This is a genomic window from Marinitoga hydrogenitolerans DSM 16785 (assembly GCF_900129175.1).
Lineage (GTDB): Bacteria > Thermotogota > Thermotogae > Petrotogales > Petrotogaceae > Marinitoga > Marinitoga hydrogenitolerans.
Genome location: NZ_FQUI01000036.1, coordinates 1 through 22,605 on the forward strand (window position 1 = coordinate 1; position 22,605 = coordinate 22,605).

Consider the following 22,605-nt stretch of genomic DNA (forward strand, 5'->3'; position numbering starts at 1 on the left):
TGAATATAGTAATGGCTTAGCAGAGGGAAAAATAAACAAAATAAAATTAATAAAAAGAATGATGTATGGAAGATGTAAATTTGAAACATTAAAAAATAAAATTCTGTTGATTGAACATAATTAAACTAATCTAAGCATAATCACAGTTTATTCAAGTAACTTTGGAAAGAGCCATAGATTTATCCACAAGGATTTTTCCAATATCATGTAATGGAGCATAAAGATATATTTTTTCTATTAATTCTTTATTTAAGTTAAGCTTTTCAGCAATAAATTTTGAATATTTAGCAACTCTATAAATATGTTCTCCTGTAATATCATCATATTCTTCTGCAATAAAAGCAAGTTTGTTTGCAAGGTTAATATAAGATTCTTTGATATTTTCATAAAATATTTTCTGGTTCCAAAAGGCTCTTGCAAGATTAGCAAACACCCTTAATAATTCTTTTGATTCCTCAGAAAAATTTTTATTACTGTTTTTATCAATGTCAAGGCAAAAATTGATCCATTGATTTTCTTTTAATTTAATTTCATATATCATGGTTTCTTTAATAGGTTTAGACGCTTCTTTTAGCAAATTATAAGATTCTTCATCCATTTCAATTTTTTCATTTTCGATAATATTGTTATTTACAATTTTTATTTTTTCTTCTAGCGGAACATGTCCGGCGGCGTAAGATATATTTTTTAGTAATTTAAAATTATGTCCATAAGCAGATAAAAACTTCCAATAATTTTTCGAAGAATTAATATATATAATACTACCATAATCAGCTTCTGGTATTAAATAAATTGCTGTTCTTAATAATTCTTCATAAAATTCATCAAAGGAACTTGAAATTCTTAATTTTGACATAGTTTTAATCAATTGTATTAATTTGAAGTTCAAATTTTCAATATTATTATAACTTTCTTCTAATTCTTCATTAATAGCATTTAATTCATTATTATAAGCATCTAATTCCTGATTTTTCTTTTTAAGTGTTTTTGTTGATTTTTTTAAAAGAAAATAAAAAATAGCAGAATTAATAGATAATACCATTATTACGATAAAGGTTATTTTTAAGGTGTTTTTTATCCAATAAGGTATAAAAGATTCTTTGAATATGTATTTTTGAAATAAAGTGTAATATATTGATGAATTATCGTTTTTCCATTTGTTTAAATTCGAATCAATTCTATGTATTATACTATTAGAAATATTTTTAGAAAAGCCAAAAAATATTTCTATTGGCAAGAATACAACGGGAGTTTTATATACATCATTGGTGTTTACGTTATATATTCTATTGACAACACCGGCATCACATATATGTTTTTTTACAGCATTTATTACATCGGAGTATGAGTTGAATTCATAAAATTTAATATTTAAGTTCATTTTTTCTGATAATCTTTTGATACCATTTTCTGATATGAAATAAATATCATCTTTTAAAACAGCCACTTTTTTGTTTTTTAAATCCAAAATAGAGTCAATATTATGATTGTTTGAATATATAACTCCCCAGTTAGTAAAAAAAGGCTCTGAAGGATATTTTATAAAAAGTTCTCTTTTCTTAGTCTTACCAAGAACTATTATCATATCAATATTGCTGTTTTGTATTTTTTTCATTAAATTTGTAAAAGTATCATATTGAAAAGTTAAACTCCAATTTTCTTCTTCTGCTATTTGTTTAATTAGGTCTACAGCAAAGCCTTTATATTCACCATCTTCTATGTATGATAACGGTTTGTTATCATACACTCCAACAGTTAAAGATATGGCAGTTACTGTTGTTGAAAGTATGAGTATAATCAAGGCAAGAGAAAGTTTTTTCAAAATTTCACCTACTTGTTCAGGTTTTTATAATACTTATAATAAGGCTTTACATAGAAAACCTCTTGTAAATTCATCAAATATTCAATTACTATATTTAACTTTTTTGTGTTTTCAGTATTATAAATGTATTTTGAAGCAATAGGAATATTTTTTTCATGTATATCTTCATCTTTTAATATGCTTTTTAAATAAAATGCTTCTACGGCAATTTTGAAGTTATTGAAATCAGAATTGAGATAAACAGGAGTTTTCATACTTACATAATCACTTCCGTCTTTTCCTATAAATTTGCCAGAAAACTTTAATGCAATTCCAAAAGATCCAACGACTTTATTTGTCAAGTTTAAGTCTTTTTTTGCAGAGTGAATAGCTTCAATTATAGAGTTTGCTTTTTTTTCTTTAAATAGATTATAAACATACTCGATAAATGTATCCCTGAATTCAGGATATGGCAATATCTTTTCATGTTTTATTTCCCATCTTCTCGGTATAGGCACCAAAATATAGCCTTTAGAATTTTTCCACAATCTATTTTCCACAATCATTTTTAAGATTAATTCTTTAAGTGAATATTTAGAATTTTTAGTGATCCAGGGATTTTTTTCTTGAGCTTTTTCTATAAGTTGTTCTAATTTTAATGGAATAACGCTTGTTGCAAGTAATCTTTCAATATATCTCATGTAATTTTCTTCATATTCGCTATATTCACCATTTTTGGAGTAAAACTCATTTCTAATTTCTTTTATCAAGTGATTAATAAAATCATTATGAGACAAAAATCCAAAATCTCTGTAATCAATCTTCATTCCAGATACTATTCTTTTTATTATATTTTCATTTACATCATCATATTGATGTTCTTCAATTATTCTAATAATTTCATCAACAATATCTTCAATAGTGTCTTTATCTTCAATTTTTTCAGATTTTACAATATCTTCATATGGTATAAAAAGATCAGCAGATAATTCCATTTCTTTTGATGTGTTTTTACTTCTACTTACAACAATTACTTCTTTTCCGTATATTCTTAATTTTTTTACAAGGGGTACGAAATCAGCATCGCCTGTTACTAAAACAAAGACGTTTATATGTGGTAATGAAAACATTGTTTCTATAGCATCGATAGCTAACTTAATATCATTTCCTTTTTTGTTTTCAAAACCATCTTCAGGCATTTCTATTAATTCAATACCATGTCTTGAAAACGAGAACATCGTTGCAGGATATTTCGACCAATGAGCATATGCCTTTCCACCAACGATTTTCCCCAACTCCTTAATTTTTTCAATGATTAATTCAGGATCAACAGGTTGATTTTGATAATCCATGAAGATAAAAACGCTTTTGATAATCTCACCATCCCTTTTTATATTTGTTTATAATACTTTCAGCTACCCTAATTCCGTCAACAGCAGAAGATGTAATGCCACCAGCATAACCTGCACCCTCACCAATGGGATATAACCCTTCCACATTTATACTTTCATAATGTTCATTTCTTTGTATTCTTATTGGTGAAGAGCTTCTTGTTTCAACACCGATAAGTAAAGAATCATAATTGGCGAATCCTTTTAATTTTTTATCCATAGCCAATATGCCTTCCTTTAAAGCAGAAGAAATATATTCTGGGAATATTTTATTTAGGTCATAAAATATGGTACCTGGTTTGTAACTTGGAAAAACAGTTCCAAATTTAAGCGATTTTTTTGATTTAAGAAAATCACCAAATAATTGAACAGGTGCATAATAGGAATTTGATATAGTAAAAGCTTTTTTTTCATATATTCTTTGAAATTCAACACCTGCAAGTGGATGATTAGATGGAAAATCAGTAGGTTCAATATTTATTAATATAGCGCTATTTGAATTTCTATTATTTCTTGAAAATGTGCTCATACCATTAGTAACAATCATATTTTTTTCAGAAGATGATGCAATAACATATCCGCCAGGGCACATACAAAAAGTATATACAGCTCTGTTATTCTTAGCTCTATAAGATAATTTATAATCAGCAGCCTTTAATTTTGGATGATTATAAAACTTCCCATATTGGGATTTGTCAATCATCTCTTTTAAATGTTCTATTCTCACTCCAATAGAAAAAGGTTTTTGAATGATTTCAATATTTTTTTCAAAAAGCACCTTAAATGTATCTCTTGCGCTGTGACCAATTGCAAGTATAACAATATCAGAGTGTAATTTATCTTTATTATTTATAATTACTCCTTTGATTTTTCCATTTTTTATAATAAAATCTGTAACTTTAGAGTTAAAATAGAATGTTCCTCCTAAAGATTGAATTTTTTTTCTAATATTTTTTACCGCAATTTCAAGATTATCAGTTCCTATATGTGGTTTGTTTATATATAAAATTTCTTCTGGAGCACCAGCATTTACAAATTCTATTAGCATTTTTCTAATTCTATTGTGTTTATCTTTTATTAAAGTGTTTAATTTCCCATCAGAAAATGTTCCCGCACCACCTTCGCCGAATTGTACATTACTTTCGACATTTAAATTACCATTGTTCCAAAATTTTTCCACATCTTTTTTTCTTTCTTCAACTTTTTTTCCTCTTTCTAATAGTATAGGTTCAAATCCAGCTTCTGCTAATATTAATCCAGAAAATAATCCTGCAGGGCCAGTTCCTATGATGATTGGTCTTGAGTTTAAAGGAATATCGCCAGATGGGGGAAATAAATAATCTCTTTTAGGAGAATTTGTTATTAAAGGATTGTTTAATAAAATTTTCTCATTTTCAATTTCAAAATCCACGTTATAAATAAAATAAATCATCTCATGTTTTTTTCTTGCATCAATTGATTGTTTAGCGATCTCAATTTTTTTAATATCTTTAGGAGAAATTGACAATTGTTTAGCGATTTTTCTTTTAATGTCATCAAATGAATGATTTATAGGTAATCTAATATTATTGATTCGTAGCATATTTATTCTCCTTCATAAAATTCCATTAATTTGTTTGAGTTTTTAGCATTATACATAGCTTTATCAGCAAAATTAATTAAATTTTCCACATTTTCACCGTGTTTTGGGAAGAAGGCTACTCCACAATTGAAGTCAATTTTCAATTTAACATTTTCATAGATAATAGGGATATTTAATTTATTTTTTAGTCTTTTAATTACATTTATTACATCATTTCTACTTACATCAAATAAAATCACAATAAATTCGTCTCCTCCAATTCGTGCAGGGAAATCACTTTCACGAGATGATTTTTTAAGGGTTTCTGCAAATTCGTATAAGAGGTAATCTCCAGCATCATGCCCGTAATTATCATTTATACTTTTGAAATGTTTTAAATCAATATAAACAAAGGCTAAATTCATTTTTTTTCGCTTGGCTAATTTTAGTAATCTTTCAGCTTGATCGTAAAAATAGAGTCTATTTGGTAGAGATGTTAATTGATCATGTAAAGCCATATATCTTAATTTTTCTTCCATTTTTTTTCTTTTAATAACCTGTGATAATTCATTTGATATAATTTCTCCCAGTTTGAAATCATCTTCATCAAAGGCATTTTCTCGTGTGAAAGAATCCAAGCTTATAGAACCTTCAAATTTATCGTCTATTATAATTGGAATAATCAAGGAAGATTTGATATCTTTTACTTTACCATATTTGATCATAATATTTAAATATTTATTATTTTTATATTTTTTAATAATATTCTTACGGATAAAAACATTTTTTTGTAGTTGTAAAGAATCTTCTGTAAGAGTTACAGATTTTAATTTTTCTAAATCAAAATTTACAGCGGCAACAAAACGATAAAGATTATCAGGAGTTTTCATTATAATAGTTCCAGCTTCTGCGCCATCTATAATTTTGATTGTTTCATTTAAAAAATAATCACATATGTTATTAACCTTATAAGAATTTATAATTAATTTATTGATTTTATGGATTTTATCTCTTAAATGTTCTAATTTTATTTTTTCCGTAATATCAAAGCCAAAGCACACAAAACTATTTTCAAAAAGTTCACAATAAAGATTTATGTATATGCATTCTTTTTTAGAATTCAGTAATTTTATTTGACCTTGTTTTTGAATGATTTTTTTTCGTTCGTTAATTGCTGTGTGAAATAAGATATATAAAAAATCTTTATCTTCTTCAGATATAAAAGTATTAAAAATATTTTTACCTAAAATCATATTTTTTGGTAAGCCGAGTAATTTGCAGCCATATTTATTAATATCTGAAATCTTTCCATTTTTGTCTAAAATAAGATATAAGAAATTAAAGGAATCAAAGTCTATATTCATGATAACACTCCTCAAATCTATTGTAAATAATTATATCATAATAATATTAAAAAAAATAATTTCAAAAAGTTAGAAAAAAATCCTTCAGCGATTTTTGCTGAAGGATTTTATATAAAGGAAGGTTAAGAAGCTTTATTTCTAGTTTTTATATCAAATACAACAGCGGCTACTAATACAGCACCACGAATTATATATTGATAAGAGATACCCACACCAATTAAGTTCATTCCATTAATAAGTGAGGCCATAACTAAAGCACCTACTATGGAGTTTGTAACTTTACCAACACCTCCTGATGCAGAAACACCACCAACATAAGCAGCAGCAATAGCATCCAGTTCAAATAATGTACCAGCTGTTGGAGTAGCAGATTGGAATCTAGATGTATATAAAATACCAGATAATGCTGTTAAAAATCCCATAGAGCCAAAAACAAATAATGTAATTTTATTTATGCTGATACCACTTAATTTAGCAGCTTCAGGATTACCTCCAACAGCATAAATATGTCTTCCTAAAGGGGTTTTTGTGGTGATAATATGATAAACAAATGCAACTACTAAAACTATTAAGAAAGTCCAAGATACACCATTGTAATTTGCCAATGTCCAGAACACATAACCAATTACAGAGGAGATTAATATTAATTTTAATATAAAAACTTTCATAGATAAAACTTCGAAATTATATTTTAGTTTATTATTTCTCTTCTTTATTTCAGATATAATATAAAAAAATATAATAATTGCGCCTAATAGTAGAGAGGTCATGTGAATATTTTCGTTATGGAAAATATCAGGAATAAACCCATTGCCTATTTCATTAAACGTATCATTTAATATAATTATAGTTCCTGTTTTTTCTGTTGAGACAAGCAAAGCTCCTCTAAAAATCATCATTCCTGCTAGCGTCATAACAAATGATGGAATCCCAATATAAGAAATAAAAAATCCATTAATTAACCCAAAAAATATACCAATAAGCATTACAATTAATATTGTTGGTAAAATCGGAATATTATATTGCATCATCAGAATAGCAGCAATTGCACCTAAAAAACCAGAACCAAAACCAACTGAAAGGTCTATATGCCTGATAACTATTACCAATGTCATACCAACCGCTAAAACAGCTATATACCCCATTTGATTGAATAAATTACTTAGGTTTCTTGAAGAGAAAAATAATCCATCTGTTAATAAAGAAAATATTGCCATAATTATTACAAGAGCAATATACATTCCATATTCTCTTATATTTTTTTTAAGTAATGTTTTTAATTCTTCAAGCATGCTCTTTCCTCCCTAATATTCTACAGCCATAGTCATTATTTTTTCTTGTGTAGCTTCTTGACTGTTTAATTCTCCAACTATTTTTCCACCGGCCATGACATAAATTCTGTCACTCATACCTAATACTTCAGGTAGTTCTGATGATATCATAATTATACTCATACCTTCTTCAACGAGTTTATTCATAATTGTGTATATTTCATGTTTAGCACCAACATCTATACCTCTTGTTGGTTCATCTAAAATCAATAATTTTGGAGATACAAATAACCATTTTGCTAATTGTACTTTTTGTTGATTTCCGCCACTCAAGTTAAGAACTTTTTGTTCAATGCTATGAGATTTTATTTTAAGAGATTTTCTATATTTTTCAGAAACAATAATTTCCTCATTTTCATTAACATAAACGCCATTTTTTATTAGTTTTTTAAGATTTGCAATAGTTATATTGGTTTTAATATCAAAATCAAGAATTAATCCATTTCCCTTTCTATCTTCAGAAACATATGCTATACCTGCTTTTATTGCATCTTCTGTTGATTTGAATTTTTGTAATTTTCCATCGAAATACAATTCACCACTAACTACATAATCATCTGGATTGCCAAAAATGCTATGCGCAAGTTCCGTTCTTCCAGCGCCAATTAATCCAGCAATGCCAACAATCTCTCCTTTTTTTACATGAAAGCTGGCAGATTTTACAACATATTTTCCATCTTTTTTGTCATATGCTTTCCAATTTTTGATTTCAAATAACTTTTCTCCAATCATATGGTGCCTTTTTGGATAAATATCTTCTATTTCTCTTCCAACCATATATTTAACAATATCATTTTCCGTTATATTTTTATTTTCTATTGTTGTTATAGTTAAACCATCTCTTAATATTGTAATGGTGTCTGCAACTTCCAGCACTTCTTTGAGTTTATGTGATATCAAGATAGATGTGATTCCATGTTTTTTTAAATCTTTTACAATTCTTAAGAGATTTTCACTATCAGTCTCATTTAATGATGATGTTGGTTCATCTAAGATTAATAATTTAACATTTTTACTAAGAGCTTTAGCTATTTCAACGATTTGTTGTAAACCTACTCCCAATTCTTTTACTTTTTTAGAAGTGTCCATTTCATAGCCTAATTTTTTAAGCATATTACTTGATTCTAAAATTGTTTTATTCCAATCTATTACGCCATTATTTTCAATTTCATGTCCTAAAAAAATATTTTCGTATATTGTTAATTCAGGAATTAATGCTAATTCCTGATAAATAGTAACTATTCCAACTTTTTCGCTATCATATATACTTTTAAATTTCATTTCATTTCCTTCAAAGATTATTTGGCCATTATAACTTCCATGTACATGAAATCCACTTAAAACTTTCATTAATGTGGATTTTCCAGAACCATTTTCACCAACCAAACAGTGAATTTCACCTCTTTTTACTTTAAAATTTACATTATCGAGAGCTTTTACACCAGGGAATTCTTTAGTAATATTTTTCATTTCAAGGATATATTCACTCAAAAAAATCACCTCTCACTTTTTAAAAAGGGTAGCGATTAGCACTACCCTTAAATTACTTAGATCATTTAAATTACCATCTAAAATCTGATTTTTTATAATAATTAGAATTTATTAATACATCTCTTACATTATCTTTTGTAACGACTTGTATTTCTGATTGAATTGCTGGAACCATTTTTACACCATTATCATATGATTGAGGTGTTATTAATTTAATACCTTTTAATAAGAATTGAGCAACATTTATAGCATCTTTAACAAGAATTCTAACATCTTTAAATACAGTCATGGACTGTTTTCCATCGATTATATATTGAATAGAAGCTTTTTCTGCGTCCTGTCCTGTAACATAGTATTTTTTAACATCTCTATCTTGTCTAAATGCATCAGCAATTGCTCTTGCAGTACCATCATTTGGAGCTAATATAAATACTGTACCTTTATCTGTTTTTCTAGCTCTTGTTAAATTATCTTCAGCTTTTCTTCTTGCAACAGTAAAACTCCAATCAGTTGTTACCTGACCAATAATTTTTGCCATTTCTTCACGTGTTAATTCTTTTTTATTTTGTAATTTAACAGCTTCAGAAGAATTTATAATTCTAAATGTTCCGTCAGCGATTTTTGGTTGTAAAATTTCCCAGGCACCTTGGAAGAATAAAAATGCGTTGTTATCAGATAATGCACCAGCATATAAATATAATGGATTATTTTTACCAGTAGCATGCTCAACTAAAAATCTTCCCTGCGCTCTACCAACTTCAACACTATCAAAAGTTACAAAATAATCAACAGCCTTTGTTTGTAATATTAATCTATCATATGAAATTACCTGTACCCCAGCTTTTTTTGCCATTTCTACAGTTCCAGCTGCTGCAACAGCATCTTGAGGACATATAATAAGTACTTTTATACCTTTTGACAATAAAGCCTCAACATTTTGTCTTTCTCTTGCTGGAGAACCTTGACTGAATAAAACTTCAACGGAATAGTTTGTATCTTTTAAAGCTTCTCTAAATCTTGTTTCATCTTGAACCCACCTTGGTTCATCTTTTGTTGGAAGAACAATACCTACGTCAAGTGCATAAAGAGTAACTGTAAAAATAACTAACAATGCCAATAAAACTTTTTTCATTCTGCCACCTCCATATTATTAAAAATCATCCGTCAATTTTATTAGCAACACTGTGCCAATTTTATAGAAAAATTAATATTAATTTAAGAAAATTAAAGATTTTTAATTATCACAGAGTTTAAATATGAGTAACCATATCTTATAGTTTTATGCAAAAATTGCACAAATATTTTTTTGATTATATAATTGATATGCAAAAATTGCATATAGTATGCAAAAATTGGTGGTGGAATAATGACTTTAAAAAGAAGATTCATTTTAATCATATTAATTTTGGCTATTTTTCCTATAATTACTACAATTTTTAATAAAATTTATATTACGAAAAATCTTTTTAATGAACTTTCTGAATATACAAAGACAACCATTGATGATTTTGGTTTTGAGATGGTTAATAAAATATATCCAACAACTATAAATAGTTTTTATGATCAACAAAAAATGTTAAAAAATTTTTCTAAAAATATCTTAGAAAATCAAAGAATAATAGATTATGCCAAATACGGATTGTTAAACACTTTAAAAATATATATAAATGAATTGTTAAATTCTTCAGATATTGATGGGGTTAGAATCGTTGTAGATGGTAATAAAATTATTGATATTGGTGATTTTGCTAAAATAAAGGATATTGAAGAGGGTTTTTTTGAAGATGATAATTCTATTTATATGATTGCAAAATATTCGAAAAACAATGTTTCAGTTTTCTCATCAAAAAGAATTGATAGATATTTTTTAGATTCTTTAAATTATTCTTCAATATCAATTATCTCAATAATTGGAAAAAAACATAAATTATTTCAAAAACAATCGTTTTATAAAGAATTTGAAATTAAAGATAGATTTGTTATTTCTGGAAATTATAAATATCCATCAAAAATTTATTATCTTTCTAAAGATTTAATGTTGATTTTGTCTTTTGATATATCGCAATTAAATGCTATTCAAAATAAAATTAAAGATATTTTCTTTGAAAATATATCATTAAATTTAAATACTGCTTTAATAATATGGATAATATTATCTCCATTACTAATATATTTTGCTCTATTTTATTTTGGGAAAGATATTGGAACTTTAGAACAATCTATAAGGGCTATTTCTAAAATAGCTAAAGGTAATTTTGATACAAAAATTAAGTTAGAGAATAAAAATAATAGATATAAAGAATTAGTAGAATCGATAAATATTTTGTCAGAAAATTTGATTAACATGAAGAAAGAAATAGAAAATAATATAAAAAATTTAGAAAAAGAAAAAAATACATTGAAATATTTAGTAGAGAACTTATATGAAGGGATAATATTTTTTGATATAGATGGTAGTATTAAAATCAAAAATTCTCTTGGAGAAGAGATTTTGAAAGAAATTGGTGATCAGGAAATAAAAGAGTCAAATAATAGAATATATTCATTAGAGATGAAAGGAGAACAAAAATTAATAGAAATAACAAGACAATATTTAAATAATGGGTCATTTTTAGTATTAATAAGGGATATATCGTTAGAAAAAGAAATGAATAATTTATATTCTTTAAATGAAAAGTTAATTGAAAAAGAAAAATTTGGGAGAATTGCTGCTCATGAAATAAGAAATCCGTTGAATTCAATGTATCTTAATTTGCAATATTTAAAAATGGAATTTGAAGGGAATAAGAAAATAGAAAATATTAGCGATATAATAATTGAACAAATAAAGATTATCGATTCTATAGTTGGAGAACTCTCTTCTAAAGCTATTATTGAGTCAGAAGAAAAATATATAAATATTAATAATGTGATATCTCAAATTTTAAATTTATTGAAATATAAACTTTTAGAGAATTCAATAGAAATAGATTTTAAGAAATCACATGAAAATATTTTGGTTAAAGCAAATCCACAAAGACTTAATCAATTATTTTATAATATTATTAATAATTCTATAGAGGCTTTGGAGAATAAAAAAGGTGAGAAAAAAATAAATGTGAATATTGATAAAAACGATGAAAAGATAAAGATTATTATTGAAGATAATGGTGAAGGAATACCAGAAGAATTAAAAAATAATGTTTTCAAAAAACCATTTACAACTAAAAAATATGGGAATGGAATAGGTCTATTTATTGTGCATTCTATAGTTAAAGAATTAAATGGAGAAATAAAGTTTGAAAGTTCAAAATCTGGAACAAAATTCATTTTAGAATTCAAAAGTGAGGAGATATTATGAGAAATATTTTGATAATAGAAGATGATAAAAATAGTGCGGATATCTTGAAAAGATTTTTAAAAGAAAAAGGCTACGAGGTTAGATTATGTCATGATTTAAAAAGTTCTAAAAAATATGATTTAAATGATTATGATATTTTATTATTGGATATGATTTTGCCAGATGGAAAAGGAACAGATTTAATTAAAGAATTTATTCAAGTTAATCCTTTTTTGAAAGTTGTTGTAATGACCGGTTTTGGTGATGTTCAGGATGCTGTATATTCTATGAAATCAGGAGCTTTTGATTTTATAAAAAAACCTATAGATTTAAAAAGATTATTCTTTATAATTGAAAAGGCGTATGATGAAATTAAATTAGAGAAGGAAAATTCAAAACTAAAATATATAGTTCAAGAAAGCATAAAAGAGGATTTTGTTATAGGTCAATCTGAGATAATGAGAAATTTAATAGAAATAGTAAATAAGGTAATAGAAACAGATGCTAATTTATTAATAACAGGAGAAACAGGTGTAGGAAAAGAAGTTTTTACGAGATATATTCAAAGATTTAGTAAAAGAAAAAATAAACCCTTTATCATAGTAAATTGTGCAGCAATACCCAAAGATTTAGTAGAATCAGAACTATTTGGATATGAAAAAGGAGCATTTACCGGTGCTGAAAAATTTAAACCTGGAAAATTTGAACTTGCAGATCAGGGAACAATATTTCTTGATGAGATTGGAGAACTTCCGTTGGAAATACAGAGTAAGCTTTTAAGAGTTTTAGAAAGTGGAACAATTGAAAGAGTTGGAGGAACCAAAGAAATCAATGTTGATGTTAGAGTTATAGCTGCAACTAATAGGACTCTTGAAGAAGAAGTAAAAAAGGGTAATTTTAGAATGGATTTGTATTATAGATTGAATGTAATAAATATAAATATTCCGCCAATAAGAGAAAGAAAAGACGATATTCCGATTTTTATAGAATTTTTTAATAAAAGATATTCAAAAAAGTACAATAAAAAGGAGATTAAATTTTCAAAAGATGCTCTTGATATATTAATGAATTATAATTGGCCAGGAAATATTAGAGAAATTAGGAATTTTGTCGAAAAAATATTTATCATATTTGATACAAATAAAATAATTAAGAAATCTGATATAAGTGTATTTTTTATAAATAACAATAAAAAAGAAGATTTTGAATATTCATCAATGACACTTGATGAAATAGAAAAAAAAGTAATTTTAAATACATTAAAAAAATATGAAGGAAATAAAACAAAAACAGCTAAAGCATTGGGGATTAGTTTAAGGACATTGCAATATAAGTTAAAAAAATATGAAAAACTGCAGGGGGAAATATAATGAAAAGAATCCTTATTTTTATTCTATTCATAAGTATATATATTTTAATGTTTAGCATAAATTTTTTATACATGTATCAGGCGGGATATCAACCTGAGGATTTAATAAATTATATATCTCAAGAAGCAACTAATATAGAGGTTACGTTTAAATTTTATGAAGAAATGCATGAAAATTTAAAAATATCAATAAATTCGGCTACCCCGTTATATGATCTTGTTTTAGTTGACTTGATATGGATACCAGAATTGGCAAGTAATAAAATATTATGTTCTTTAGATGATTTAATAAGTGAGGAATATTATAAAGATATTCCTGAATATGTGTTAGATCAATTTAAATATAATGGGAAGATATGGGCTATACCTTATCTTGTAAACATACAGCATTTTTTTGTAAATAAAGAAATATTGAAAAAAGCTGGTTTTGATAATCCTCCAAAAACTTTAGAAGAGATGGTATATCAAGCAAAAATTATTAAAGAAAAGGGAATTTTAGAATATCCAATAGTTGATTCCTGGTTAAATAAAGAAGCATTAACATGTGAATTTACATGGATATTAGGCGCTTTTGGAGGAGACTATTATAAAAATGGAAAACTAAGGGTAAATACAATTGAAGCGGTAAAGGCTCTTAAATTTATGAAACATTTATTAGATGAAAAATTAATTAATCCCATGTCCTTGGAATTTAAGGAAGATGATGTTTTAAATATATTTTTAAATGGTGATGCAGCTTTTACTACTAATTGGACATATCAATCAAGATACATGGAAGATGAAAGATATTCTAAAATAGTAGAACAAGGGTCACTGGAGCTAATTCCTGTATCTAATGAAATTTTAAAAAAGAAAGAAACGGTTTCTGTAAGCGGATATCAAGGTCTCGCAATACTTAGAAATACAAAGAAAATTAAAGAGTCTATTAATGCTATAAGAATACTTACAAAAAAAGAATTTTTTAAAAAATTTAATTATGAAATTCCACCATTTAAAAGCATGTATGATGGATATATAAAAGAAAAAGAGTATAATTATAAAAAAATTTTAGAATTAAAAAATGCAGTGAATAGGCCATATCTAATAGAATATAATAAATTTTCTGAAGTTTTAAGAAGATATGTTTTAATGGCATTAAATGGTTTATTAGAACCTGAAGAAGCCTTAAATAAAGCTCAAAAAGAAATAAGCGAACTAAAATAAAAACACCCAGCAATGCGGGGTGTTTTTATTCTCTATCTCCAAACATTCCAGCAATCATTATCATTCTTATTAATTGTAAAATAGCCATAGCAGCAGATGCGACGTATGTCATAGCTGCGGCGCCTAAAACCTTTTTAACATGAATTACTTCGGAAGTTGGCATGCCCATTAAAGGTAAAGTTTTAATAGCTCTTGCGCTGGCATTAAATTCAACAGGTAATGTTATTAATGTAAATAAAACAGCGAAAGAAAACAACACAATTCCTATTTGAATCAAAGCTTGACTATAAAAAAGAAATCCTATTAAAAATATAATCCATGATAAATTTGATCCTATAGAAGCAAATGGAACGGAAAAGTTTCTTAAAACTAATGGTAAATAATTTTCTTGATGCTGCATAGCATGTCCTACTTCATGGGCGACTACTCCCAATGCTGCAACAGATCTGCTGGAATAAGTAGCTGAAGATAATCTTAATACTTTATTTCTTGGATCATAGTGATCAGTTAAGAAACCAGAAACAGCTTCAACTCTTACATCATATAGTCCTAAAGTGTTCAACATTCTTTGTGCAAACTCTGCTCCAGTTTCACCTGTTATAGATACAACCTTTGAATATTTTGAAAATGTAGATTGTACTGATGCCTGCGCTATCAAAGATAATATTAAACCTGGTAATAAAATAATAAATGTAGGATCAAACCAAAATGGATAAAAAAACATCTATCTACCACCTCCAATTATAAATCTTTTTTTTTGCTTTTTTAGTTCTTTCTGATTTTAGAAATATAAAATATCCTATCCATTAGACTATAAATATTTCAAAATGTTCAAGAGTATTATAGCATAAATATCTTAAAAAAGACTTAAATTATGTTATAATATTAAAAAAGCAAAAAGGAGTGGAATTATGAGACTTAGAATAGGAATTGCACAGTTAAATTCACATGTTGGGAATTTAAGAGGAAATCTTGATAAAGCAAAGAAAGCTCTCAATATAGCAGAAACAAAAAAAAGTGATTTATTGATATTTCCAGAATTGTTTTTAACTGGATATCCGCCAGAAGACCTTGTATTAAAAACAGGTTTTTTAAATGATTCAAAAAAAATATTAAATGAATATATTAAATATAGCATGAATAAAAACGTAATATCGGTAATAGGTGATTTAGATTTTGAAGTTGATGCATATAATGCAGCGTATATTGTATATAATGGAAAAGAGGAAGCAAAATATCATAAAATATATTTGCCGAATTATTCGGTTTTTGATGAAAAAAGATACTTTTCACCAGGCACTCAACCATTAATGATAGAAATGAAAAATGGATTAAAAATAGGAATTACTATTTGTGAAGATATATGGGTGCCAAATGGTCCAGCTGTAGATCTTGCAGAAATGGGAGCGCATGTTATTGTGAATTTATCAGCATCTCCATATACTAAAGGGAAACCAGAAAGTAGATTAGAGATGTTAAAAACAAGAGCTTCAGAACTTTCAACATGGCTTGTATACGTGAATTTAGTTGGAGGACAGGATGAAATAGTTTTTGATGGCGGTAGTGTAGTTATTAATCCTTTTGGTGAAGTTGTCCATTCATTATCATTATTTGAAGAAACAATAGATTTTATTGATATTGATCCTATATCATCAACAAGGGCAAATTTAAGAGAAGGGAAAAGGAGACATTTAATATATGAAACACACAATGTTGAAGTAAGAAAGATAGATAAAAGTATATACAAAAAAGATAATATTTTAAAAGGAAATAAAAAAATATTGTTATTAAATAAATATGAGGAAATGTATGAAGCCTTAAAGTTGGGTCTTAAAGATTATGTATATAAAAATGGATTCTCAAAAGTGATTTTAGGATTAAGTGGAGGTATGGATTCTGCTTTTGTTGCAGCATTAGCTGCCGATGTATTTGGTGGAGAAAATGTTTTTGGAATATTGATGCCATCACAATATTCATCTAGAGGAAGTATAGAGGATTCTATAATGCTATCCAAAAACCTTGGAATTAATACGCACACAATACCAATAAGAAAAACATTTGAAACATTATTAAAAGAATTAAATGTTGCATTTAAGGGGTTGGCTATGAACGTAGCTGAAGAAAATATACAAGCTAGAATTAGAGGTACAATAGTAATGGCGTTTTCAAATAAATTTGGATATATAGCGCTTGCTACTGGAAATAAAAGTGAGGTTGCAACAGGTTATGCTACATTATATGGTGATATGGCTGGAGGTTTTTCACCTATAAAGGATGTATACAAAACGGAGATATATAAATTAGCCAAATATTTTAATGGAATAAAAGGTGGTTGGGTTATTCCAGAAAATATATTTACTAAAGCACCTTCTGCGGAATTAAGACCGGACCAAACAGATCAGGACAAACTTCCGCCATATGAAATTCTTGATTCAATTCTTGAAAGATATATAGAGTATGAGATGAGTATAGATGAAATTGTTGAAGATGGGTATGATATTGAAACAGTAAAATATGTAATAAAACTTGTTGATTTAAATGAGTATAAAAGACGACAAGGAGCTCCAGGGATAAAAATTACACAAAGAGCTTTTGGTAAAGATAGAAGAATGCCTATTACAAATGGATATAAAATTTGGAGGTAAAAAAATGAGTGTATTAAGTGAAGAAGAAAAGAAAAAAGGAGCCAAATCTTTGTTAATTATTTTTATTATCATGTTTGGAATATATGTTTTAGTATGGTTTATATGGTCACAATATGAAAAAGTATTAAATGAATTTAAGATATTACCTACATTACAAATAGAAAAAGCAAATTGGCAGAATATATATTCTAATAAAGAGATAATTGAAACAAACTTTGGAAATGTGGAGATAAATAAAATAGATGAAACAACGTTTGTTATTAAATATAAAGATATGGAATTTAAAGAACGAGCATTTAGATATTTTAATGTTAGAGAATTGGATAATGGAATATTAATATCTTTTCCATCTTTTTTTATAAGAGGAATAAAAAATATATTGATAACAAAAGATAAAACAATAGAATTCTATAAAGTGCCAACAGATTTGCAGGATGAATATGAAATTTATTTTTCTGAATTTCTTTTAGGTAAATTTAAAAAAATAGAATTTTCAGATTTACCAAAGAAATTAACAGAAAATTCTACAAAAAAAATAAAAGTTAAAGCTAAATATACGAATTTTGTGTTAGATGGTATAGATGAATTTTATAAAATTTCTGAAAATATGTATTTATTTAAAGATACAAATGCATTATCGGGTTTTGTAGAATACTATTTAGTTAATGCAGAAGAAGAAAATATTGAAGAAGAGAATTATATACTACGAATTTTTTTAGTTGAAAAATAAATTGGGGGATATATATGTATGAAAATTTAAAAAATACAATTCAAAAAATAAAAAATATGATAAAAGAATCTATTGAATTAAAATTAGAAAAATTGGGTTTTTATAAGAATTCATATAATCCTACTTTTAATAGAACTATTATAAATAAGATAAATTTTAATATGTTAAAAGAGTATTTTTTTGAAAATTATAAAGAGCAAAGAGAAAAATATATTGAAAATTATACATTTAATTACTTAAATAAAATCATAGCTCTAAAAATGCTAAATGAAAAAGGCATTTTGAAAGGATATAATGATTTTATAGAGCTAAAAAATAATATACCTGAACTTTTTGAAGATATTTATGAGATAAAATTAGATAAAGATAGTTTCTATAATATAATAAATGAAATAGAAAAAGTAAAGGATTGGCATAAAGAAGATATATTGGGTTGGGCATATCAATATTATAATATTAATGAGGAAAGATCAAAATTATTTGAACAATCGCAATTTTATACACCTGAATGGGTTGTTGAGTATTTGGTTGATAATACATTAACTAAATATTATTGTGAACTTTATGATGATTTTGAAATAGCAAATAAATATAAAATAAAATATAAAAAAAGAGAATATAAAAAGAGACTTGAAAGCATCAAAATTTTGGATCCAGCATGTGGTAGTGGACATTTTTTGATTAAAATATATGATAGATTAAAAGAATTTTATGAAAAACAGGGATATTCTAAGGACAAATATATAAAAAACATTATTGAAAAAAATATATATGGGATGGATATAGATGAACGATCCGTTGAAATAGCAAAAATAATTTTAAAAATAAAAACGCTAATAGATGGGTATAATGGGAATTTGAATTTCAATCTTGTTTCTACTAATTTTGAAATGATACAGTCAGAAGATATAGAGGATAACGAATTAAAGCAAGTGTATGATGCTGTAAAAGATGAATTAGAAGGATATGAGGAATTGGGAAGTTTAATAATATTAAGCAATAAATCAAAAGAAATGATAAAAAAATTACAAAAGAGAAATATAATACCATTATTTGAAGAAAAGACACATTTAGAAAAATATTATGTAGATAAATTAAAAAAATTCTTTAAAATTCTTGTTTTAAATTATGACATAGTGATATCCAATCCACCCTATACAGATTCGCACGATTATACCCCTAACTTAAGAAAACATATTAGAAAAAAATACTTTGATTTTAGAAAAAACTTATATGCATGTTTTATTAAAAGAAATTATGACTTTTTAATTAAAGATGGTCTTTTAGGCATGATTACACCACAAACATTTATGTTTATAAGTAGTTATGAAAAGTTAAGGGAATTTATAATAAAAAATATACATATAGAAAAACTTGTTCATTTTGGGTTAGGTGGTGTTTTTGAGGATGCATTTGTAGATACTGCAATGTATATTTTAAGGAAAAACAAAAATATAAAAGAAAAGGGTATATATATAAATCTTAATGATATCTCATATGAAAAAAAAAGATATGAATTAGAAGAAATATCAAAAAAATTATATTATAATAAATATTCTGAAAAAGTTTTTGAGATAGATCAGAGAGAATTCAAAAAAATTCCAAGAATTCCTTTTGTATATTGGGTGAACGATGAAATAAAAAAAATATTTGAATATGATAAATTGATAAAATATGCTGATGTTAGACAAGGAATAGCTACAGGTGACAATAAAAGATTCCTAAGATATCACTGGCAAGTACCAAGGGATGAAATAAGTTTTAATCATAAAAAAGATAAAAAAAAATGGGTTCCTTATGTTAAAGGAGGTCCGTATAACAAATGGTTTGGGAATCTTTGGTGGGTAATAGCTTTTGATGAAGAAAATTATAACCAATTAAAAAAGATGGGAAATCATTTGCCAAATAAGCAATATTATTTTAAATCAGGGATTACATATTCTATGACAACTTCAAAAGGTCCCACTTTTAGAATTCTTCCGGAAAATTTTCTTTTTGATTGCAAAGGGAGTAGTATTTTTACAGAAGATGAAAAATTTAGGTATGCTTTGTTAGGTTTTTTGAATAGTAAGCTTGCCTTTTATCTGTATAAATTTATAGCCGGAAGTGTTGATTTGGAAGTTGGAGATCTAAAACAAATACCTATAGCAACTAGGTTAGTTAAAAACAATAAGAAAAGAGATTTATTAATAGATATAGTTAAATTGATAATTTCAATAAAAAAGCAGAATACAGATTATTCTCCGTTGGAATTACATTATAATGGTTCTCCGCTTCATAAGAATTTAGAAGGTGATTTTGAAAGTAGAATTTTAAAGATTTTACAAACAAAAGATTTATTAGATACATACTTACTAATGCTTGAAGCTTTAATAGAGAAAATAATTTTTCAAACGTATAGTTTAAAAAAAGATACAATTAAAGATATATACAATAAAGAAAGAATTCCCGCAGGGTGGATGCCAATTACGGATTTTGAAAAATTACCATCACTAAATAAATTTCTAAAAAATGATTATATTAATATTAGCATTAGAAGAATTGAAGAAATAGAAAATGAAATATATAGATTTTTAAAACATTTAAAATTACAAGTGACACCCATTAATATGGAAACAGTTTATGAGTTATATTCTAAAAAAGGTAGAGAAGAATACGATAATATTATTGAAAGAATATCACTTAAAGAAAATATAAATCCTATTTCAATTTATAATATTATAAAAGATAAATATGATTTAAAAAAAGATTATAGAGTAAAAAAAATATTATTTTTAGCAGTAAATGAAGAATTTTTAAAAAATAAAGGAGAATATAAAGATATAAAAAAAGGTTTGGAAAAAATAGGAATAACAGAAAATCACATAAAAAAGTATTTAAACACAACACTGAAAAAATATATAAATAATAAATTTTTAAAAGAACAATTTAATTATTATAAAAAAACCATACCTTATTGGAGTGGATAGAATGGAAGAATATAGAAGAATATTTAAACAAATAACTTTTTCTATTACAACAATTATATTGATATTTCTTATTGGTATTTTTGGATTTATGTTATTGGAAGGTTGGGATTTTTTTAAAGCTTTTTATATTACTGCAATAACACTTTCTACTGTGGGGTATGGAATGCCGGAAAACATTTCTAATGCAACAATAATATTCGATGCTATACTCATATTTTCTGGTATTTCTGTAGTATTGTATTTGATTTCTTCTTTAACGGCATTGTTTGTTGAAGGAGATTTTAAAAAAATAGGGGGTATCCTTAGAATGGTGAAAAGAATAGAAAACCTTACAAATCATTATATAATAGTTGGTGGAGGGAAAGTTGGAAAATATATTATAGATGAATTTTCAAAGAATAAAATACCATATATTGTAATAGAAAAAGATCAAGAGAGGATTGATAAACTGCTTGAAAAAGAAGAATATAAGAATATAAATTATATTATAGGTGATGCAAAAGATGAAGATATATTAATAAAAGCAAAGATATTTGAGGCGAAAGGTGTATTGCTAACTTTACCAAGCGATGTTGATAATTTATATATTTCTTTAACAGCTAAAACATTAAATCCTTCGTTATATATAGTATCTAATGCTACCAGTTCGGAAGAATTAAGAAAGCTTTTATATGCTGGAGTTGATAATGTTATTTTACCTCCAGAGATAACAGGAAAAAGAATGGCGTTGATGGTGGCTAAACCAAATGTGCTTTCCTTTATTGAAAGTACCCAGATAGATTTTGGTGAAACATTTGGATTTGCAGAAATAAAAGTACCAGAAAATAGTTGGATGGTTGGAAAAGAGTTTGGTGATCTTGAGATATCTAAAACTATTGATGTTGTAGTTATGGCAATTAGAAGAAATGGAAAAGCTCAATATAATCCGAAATCTAATTTCAAAATAAAGCCAAATGATTCGCTTATGGTTATAGGAGATCAAGGGGATATAGAAAAACTAAAGAGATATGTAATAATGCCCCAAATCTAAACACAGTAACAAAGCTAATTCCAATCAATTCACAAACGATTAACAAAATTAACGAAGATGTAAGTTGACAAAGCAAGAGAAAGGTGGTAATATATATACTCGGACGCGGACGAAGAGCCGCGGGAGGAAAAGAAGGAAAAGGGAAATAAGGAAGAAGCTCCTTGACAAGTGAACAGAGACACCCAGCGGAAGTAAAAAGAGAGAGTTAAGTGATCGAACTCGAAATCTTGGATGGAGGGTTTGATCCTGGCTCAGGGCGAACGCTGGCGGCGTGCTTAACACATGCAAGTCGAACGAGGAGGCTCTCTTCGGAGAGTAGTACTAGTGGCGAACGGGTGAGTAACGCGTAGGAAAGTATCCTCCAGACTGGGACAACCATTGGAAACGATGGCTAATACCAG

15 protein-coding genes and 1 rRNA gene are annotated in these 22,605 nt (G+C 26.5%); 8 read left to right on the forward strand and 8 right to left on the reverse strand.

The genetic code is table 11. The features are described 5' to 3' along the window. Window positions 1-151: 151 nt before the first annotated feature. From BUA62_RS08925 to BUA62_RS08955, 7 genes are all read right to left on the reverse strand, one after another. The gene (locus BUA62_RS08925) at window positions 152-1,822 is read right to left on the reverse strand and encodes a transporter substrate-binding domain-containing protein (protein WP_072865569.1); all 1,671 of its coding nucleotides are present in this window, start codon (window positions 1,820-1,822) and stop codon (window positions 152-154) included. Between the two features lie 8 nt (window positions 1,823-1,830). Then, window positions 1,831-3,153 carry an NYN domain-containing protein gene (locus tag BUA62_RS08930; protein WP_072865571.1) on the reverse strand — a complete coding sequence of 441 codons (1,323 nt, stop codon included), beginning with the start codon at window positions 3,151-3,153 and terminating at the stop codon, window positions 1,831-1,833. Window positions 3,154-3,178: 25 nt separating this feature from the next. After that, window positions 3,179-4,774, reverse strand: coding sequence for an NAD(P)/FAD-dependent oxidoreductase (locus BUA62_RS08935; RefSeq protein ID WP_072865573.1), 1,596 nt, complete (start codon window positions 4,772-4,774; stop codon window positions 3,179-3,181). Window positions 4,775-4,776: 2 nt separating this feature from the next. Then, window positions 4,777-6,117, reverse strand: coding sequence for a diguanylate cyclase domain-containing protein (locus BUA62_RS08940; RefSeq protein ID WP_072865575.1), 1,341 nt, complete (start codon window positions 6,115-6,117; stop codon window positions 4,777-4,779). Between the two features lie 122 nt (window positions 6,118-6,239). Continuing rightward, entirely contained in the window at window positions 6,240-7,409 is a 1,170-nt protein-coding gene (locus BUA62_RS08945; RefSeq protein WP_072865577.1) for a sugar ABC transporter permease, read from the reverse strand. A 12-nt stretch (window positions 7,410-7,421) separates the two neighbouring features. Then, window positions 7,422-8,939 carry an ATP-binding cassette domain-containing protein gene (locus BUA62_RS08950; RefSeq protein ID WP_072865579.1) on the reverse strand — a complete coding sequence of 506 codons (1,518 nt, stop codon included), beginning with the start codon at window positions 8,937-8,939 and terminating at the stop codon, window positions 7,422-7,424. A 70-nt stretch (window positions 8,940-9,009) separates the two neighbouring features. Then, window positions 9,010-10,071 (reverse strand): sugar ABC transporter substrate-binding protein, encoded by a 1,062-nt coding sequence (locus BUA62_RS08955; RefSeq protein ID WP_072865581.1) that lies wholly within the window; start codon window positions 10,069-10,071, stop codon window positions 9,010-9,012. A 234-nt stretch (window positions 10,072-10,305) separates the two neighbouring features. Between BUA62_RS08955 and BUA62_RS08960 the strand changes: the two genes are divergently transcribed. From BUA62_RS08960 to BUA62_RS08970, 3 genes are read left to right on the forward strand one after another with little or no spacing between them, the layout of a single operon-like run. Next, window positions 10,306-12,279 (forward strand): sensor histidine kinase, encoded by a 1,974-nt coding sequence (locus BUA62_RS08960; RefSeq protein WP_072865584.1) that lies wholly within the window; start codon window positions 10,306-10,308, stop codon window positions 12,277-12,279. Continuing rightward, complete coding sequence (locus BUA62_RS08965) at window positions 12,276-13,628, forward strand: sigma-54-dependent transcriptional regulator (protein ID WP_072865586.1); 1,353 nt, start codon at window positions 12,276-12,278, stop codon at window positions 13,626-13,628. The genes BUA62_RS08960 and BUA62_RS08965 overlap by 4 nt, the downstream gene beginning before the upstream one ends. Beyond that, window positions 13,628-14,830 carry an extracellular solute-binding protein gene (locus BUA62_RS08970; protein ID WP_072865588.1) on the forward strand — a complete coding sequence of 401 codons (1,203 nt, stop codon included), beginning with the start codon at window positions 13,628-13,630 and terminating at the stop codon, window positions 14,828-14,830. The genes BUA62_RS08965 and BUA62_RS08970 overlap by 1 nt, the downstream gene beginning before the upstream one ends. 25 nt (window positions 14,831-14,855) lie before the next feature. Here the strand turns inward: BUA62_RS08970 and BUA62_RS08975 are convergent, their stop codons facing one another. Next, a complete protein-coding gene (locus BUA62_RS08975) occupies window positions 14,856-15,554 on the reverse strand; it encodes a zinc metallopeptidase (protein WP_072865591.1) in 699 nt (232 codons plus the stop codon). Window positions 15,555-15,738: 184 nt separating this feature from the next. Here BUA62_RS08975 and BUA62_RS08980 point away from each other — a divergent pair, with 184 nt between their 5' ends. From BUA62_RS08980 to BUA62_RS09000, 5 genes are all read left to right on the forward strand, one after another. After that, complete coding sequence (locus BUA62_RS08980; RefSeq protein ID WP_407656635.1) at window positions 15,739-17,475, forward strand: NAD+ synthase; 1,737 nt, start codon at window positions 15,739-15,741, stop codon at window positions 17,473-17,475. 4 nt (window positions 17,476-17,479) lie between these two features. Then, window positions 17,480-18,205, forward strand: a complete 726-nt coding sequence (locus BUA62_RS08985) for a hypothetical protein (protein ID WP_072865595.1) — start codon at window positions 17,480-17,482, stop codon at window positions 18,203-18,205. 14 nt (window positions 18,206-18,219) lie between these two features. Beyond that, window positions 18,220-21,174, forward strand: a complete 2,955-nt coding sequence (locus BUA62_RS08990) for an Eco57I restriction-modification methylase domain-containing protein (protein WP_072865597.1) — start codon at window positions 18,220-18,222, stop codon at window positions 21,172-21,174. A gap of 1 nt (window position 21,175) precedes the next feature. After that, complete coding sequence (locus tag BUA62_RS08995; protein ID WP_072865599.1) at window positions 21,176-22,204, forward strand: potassium channel family protein; 1,029 nt, start codon at window positions 21,176-21,178, stop codon at window positions 22,202-22,204. 228 nt (window positions 22,205-22,432) lie between these two features. Next, a 16S ribosomal RNA gene (locus BUA62_RS09000) occupies window positions 22,433-22,605 on the forward strand; the annotation flags it as partial.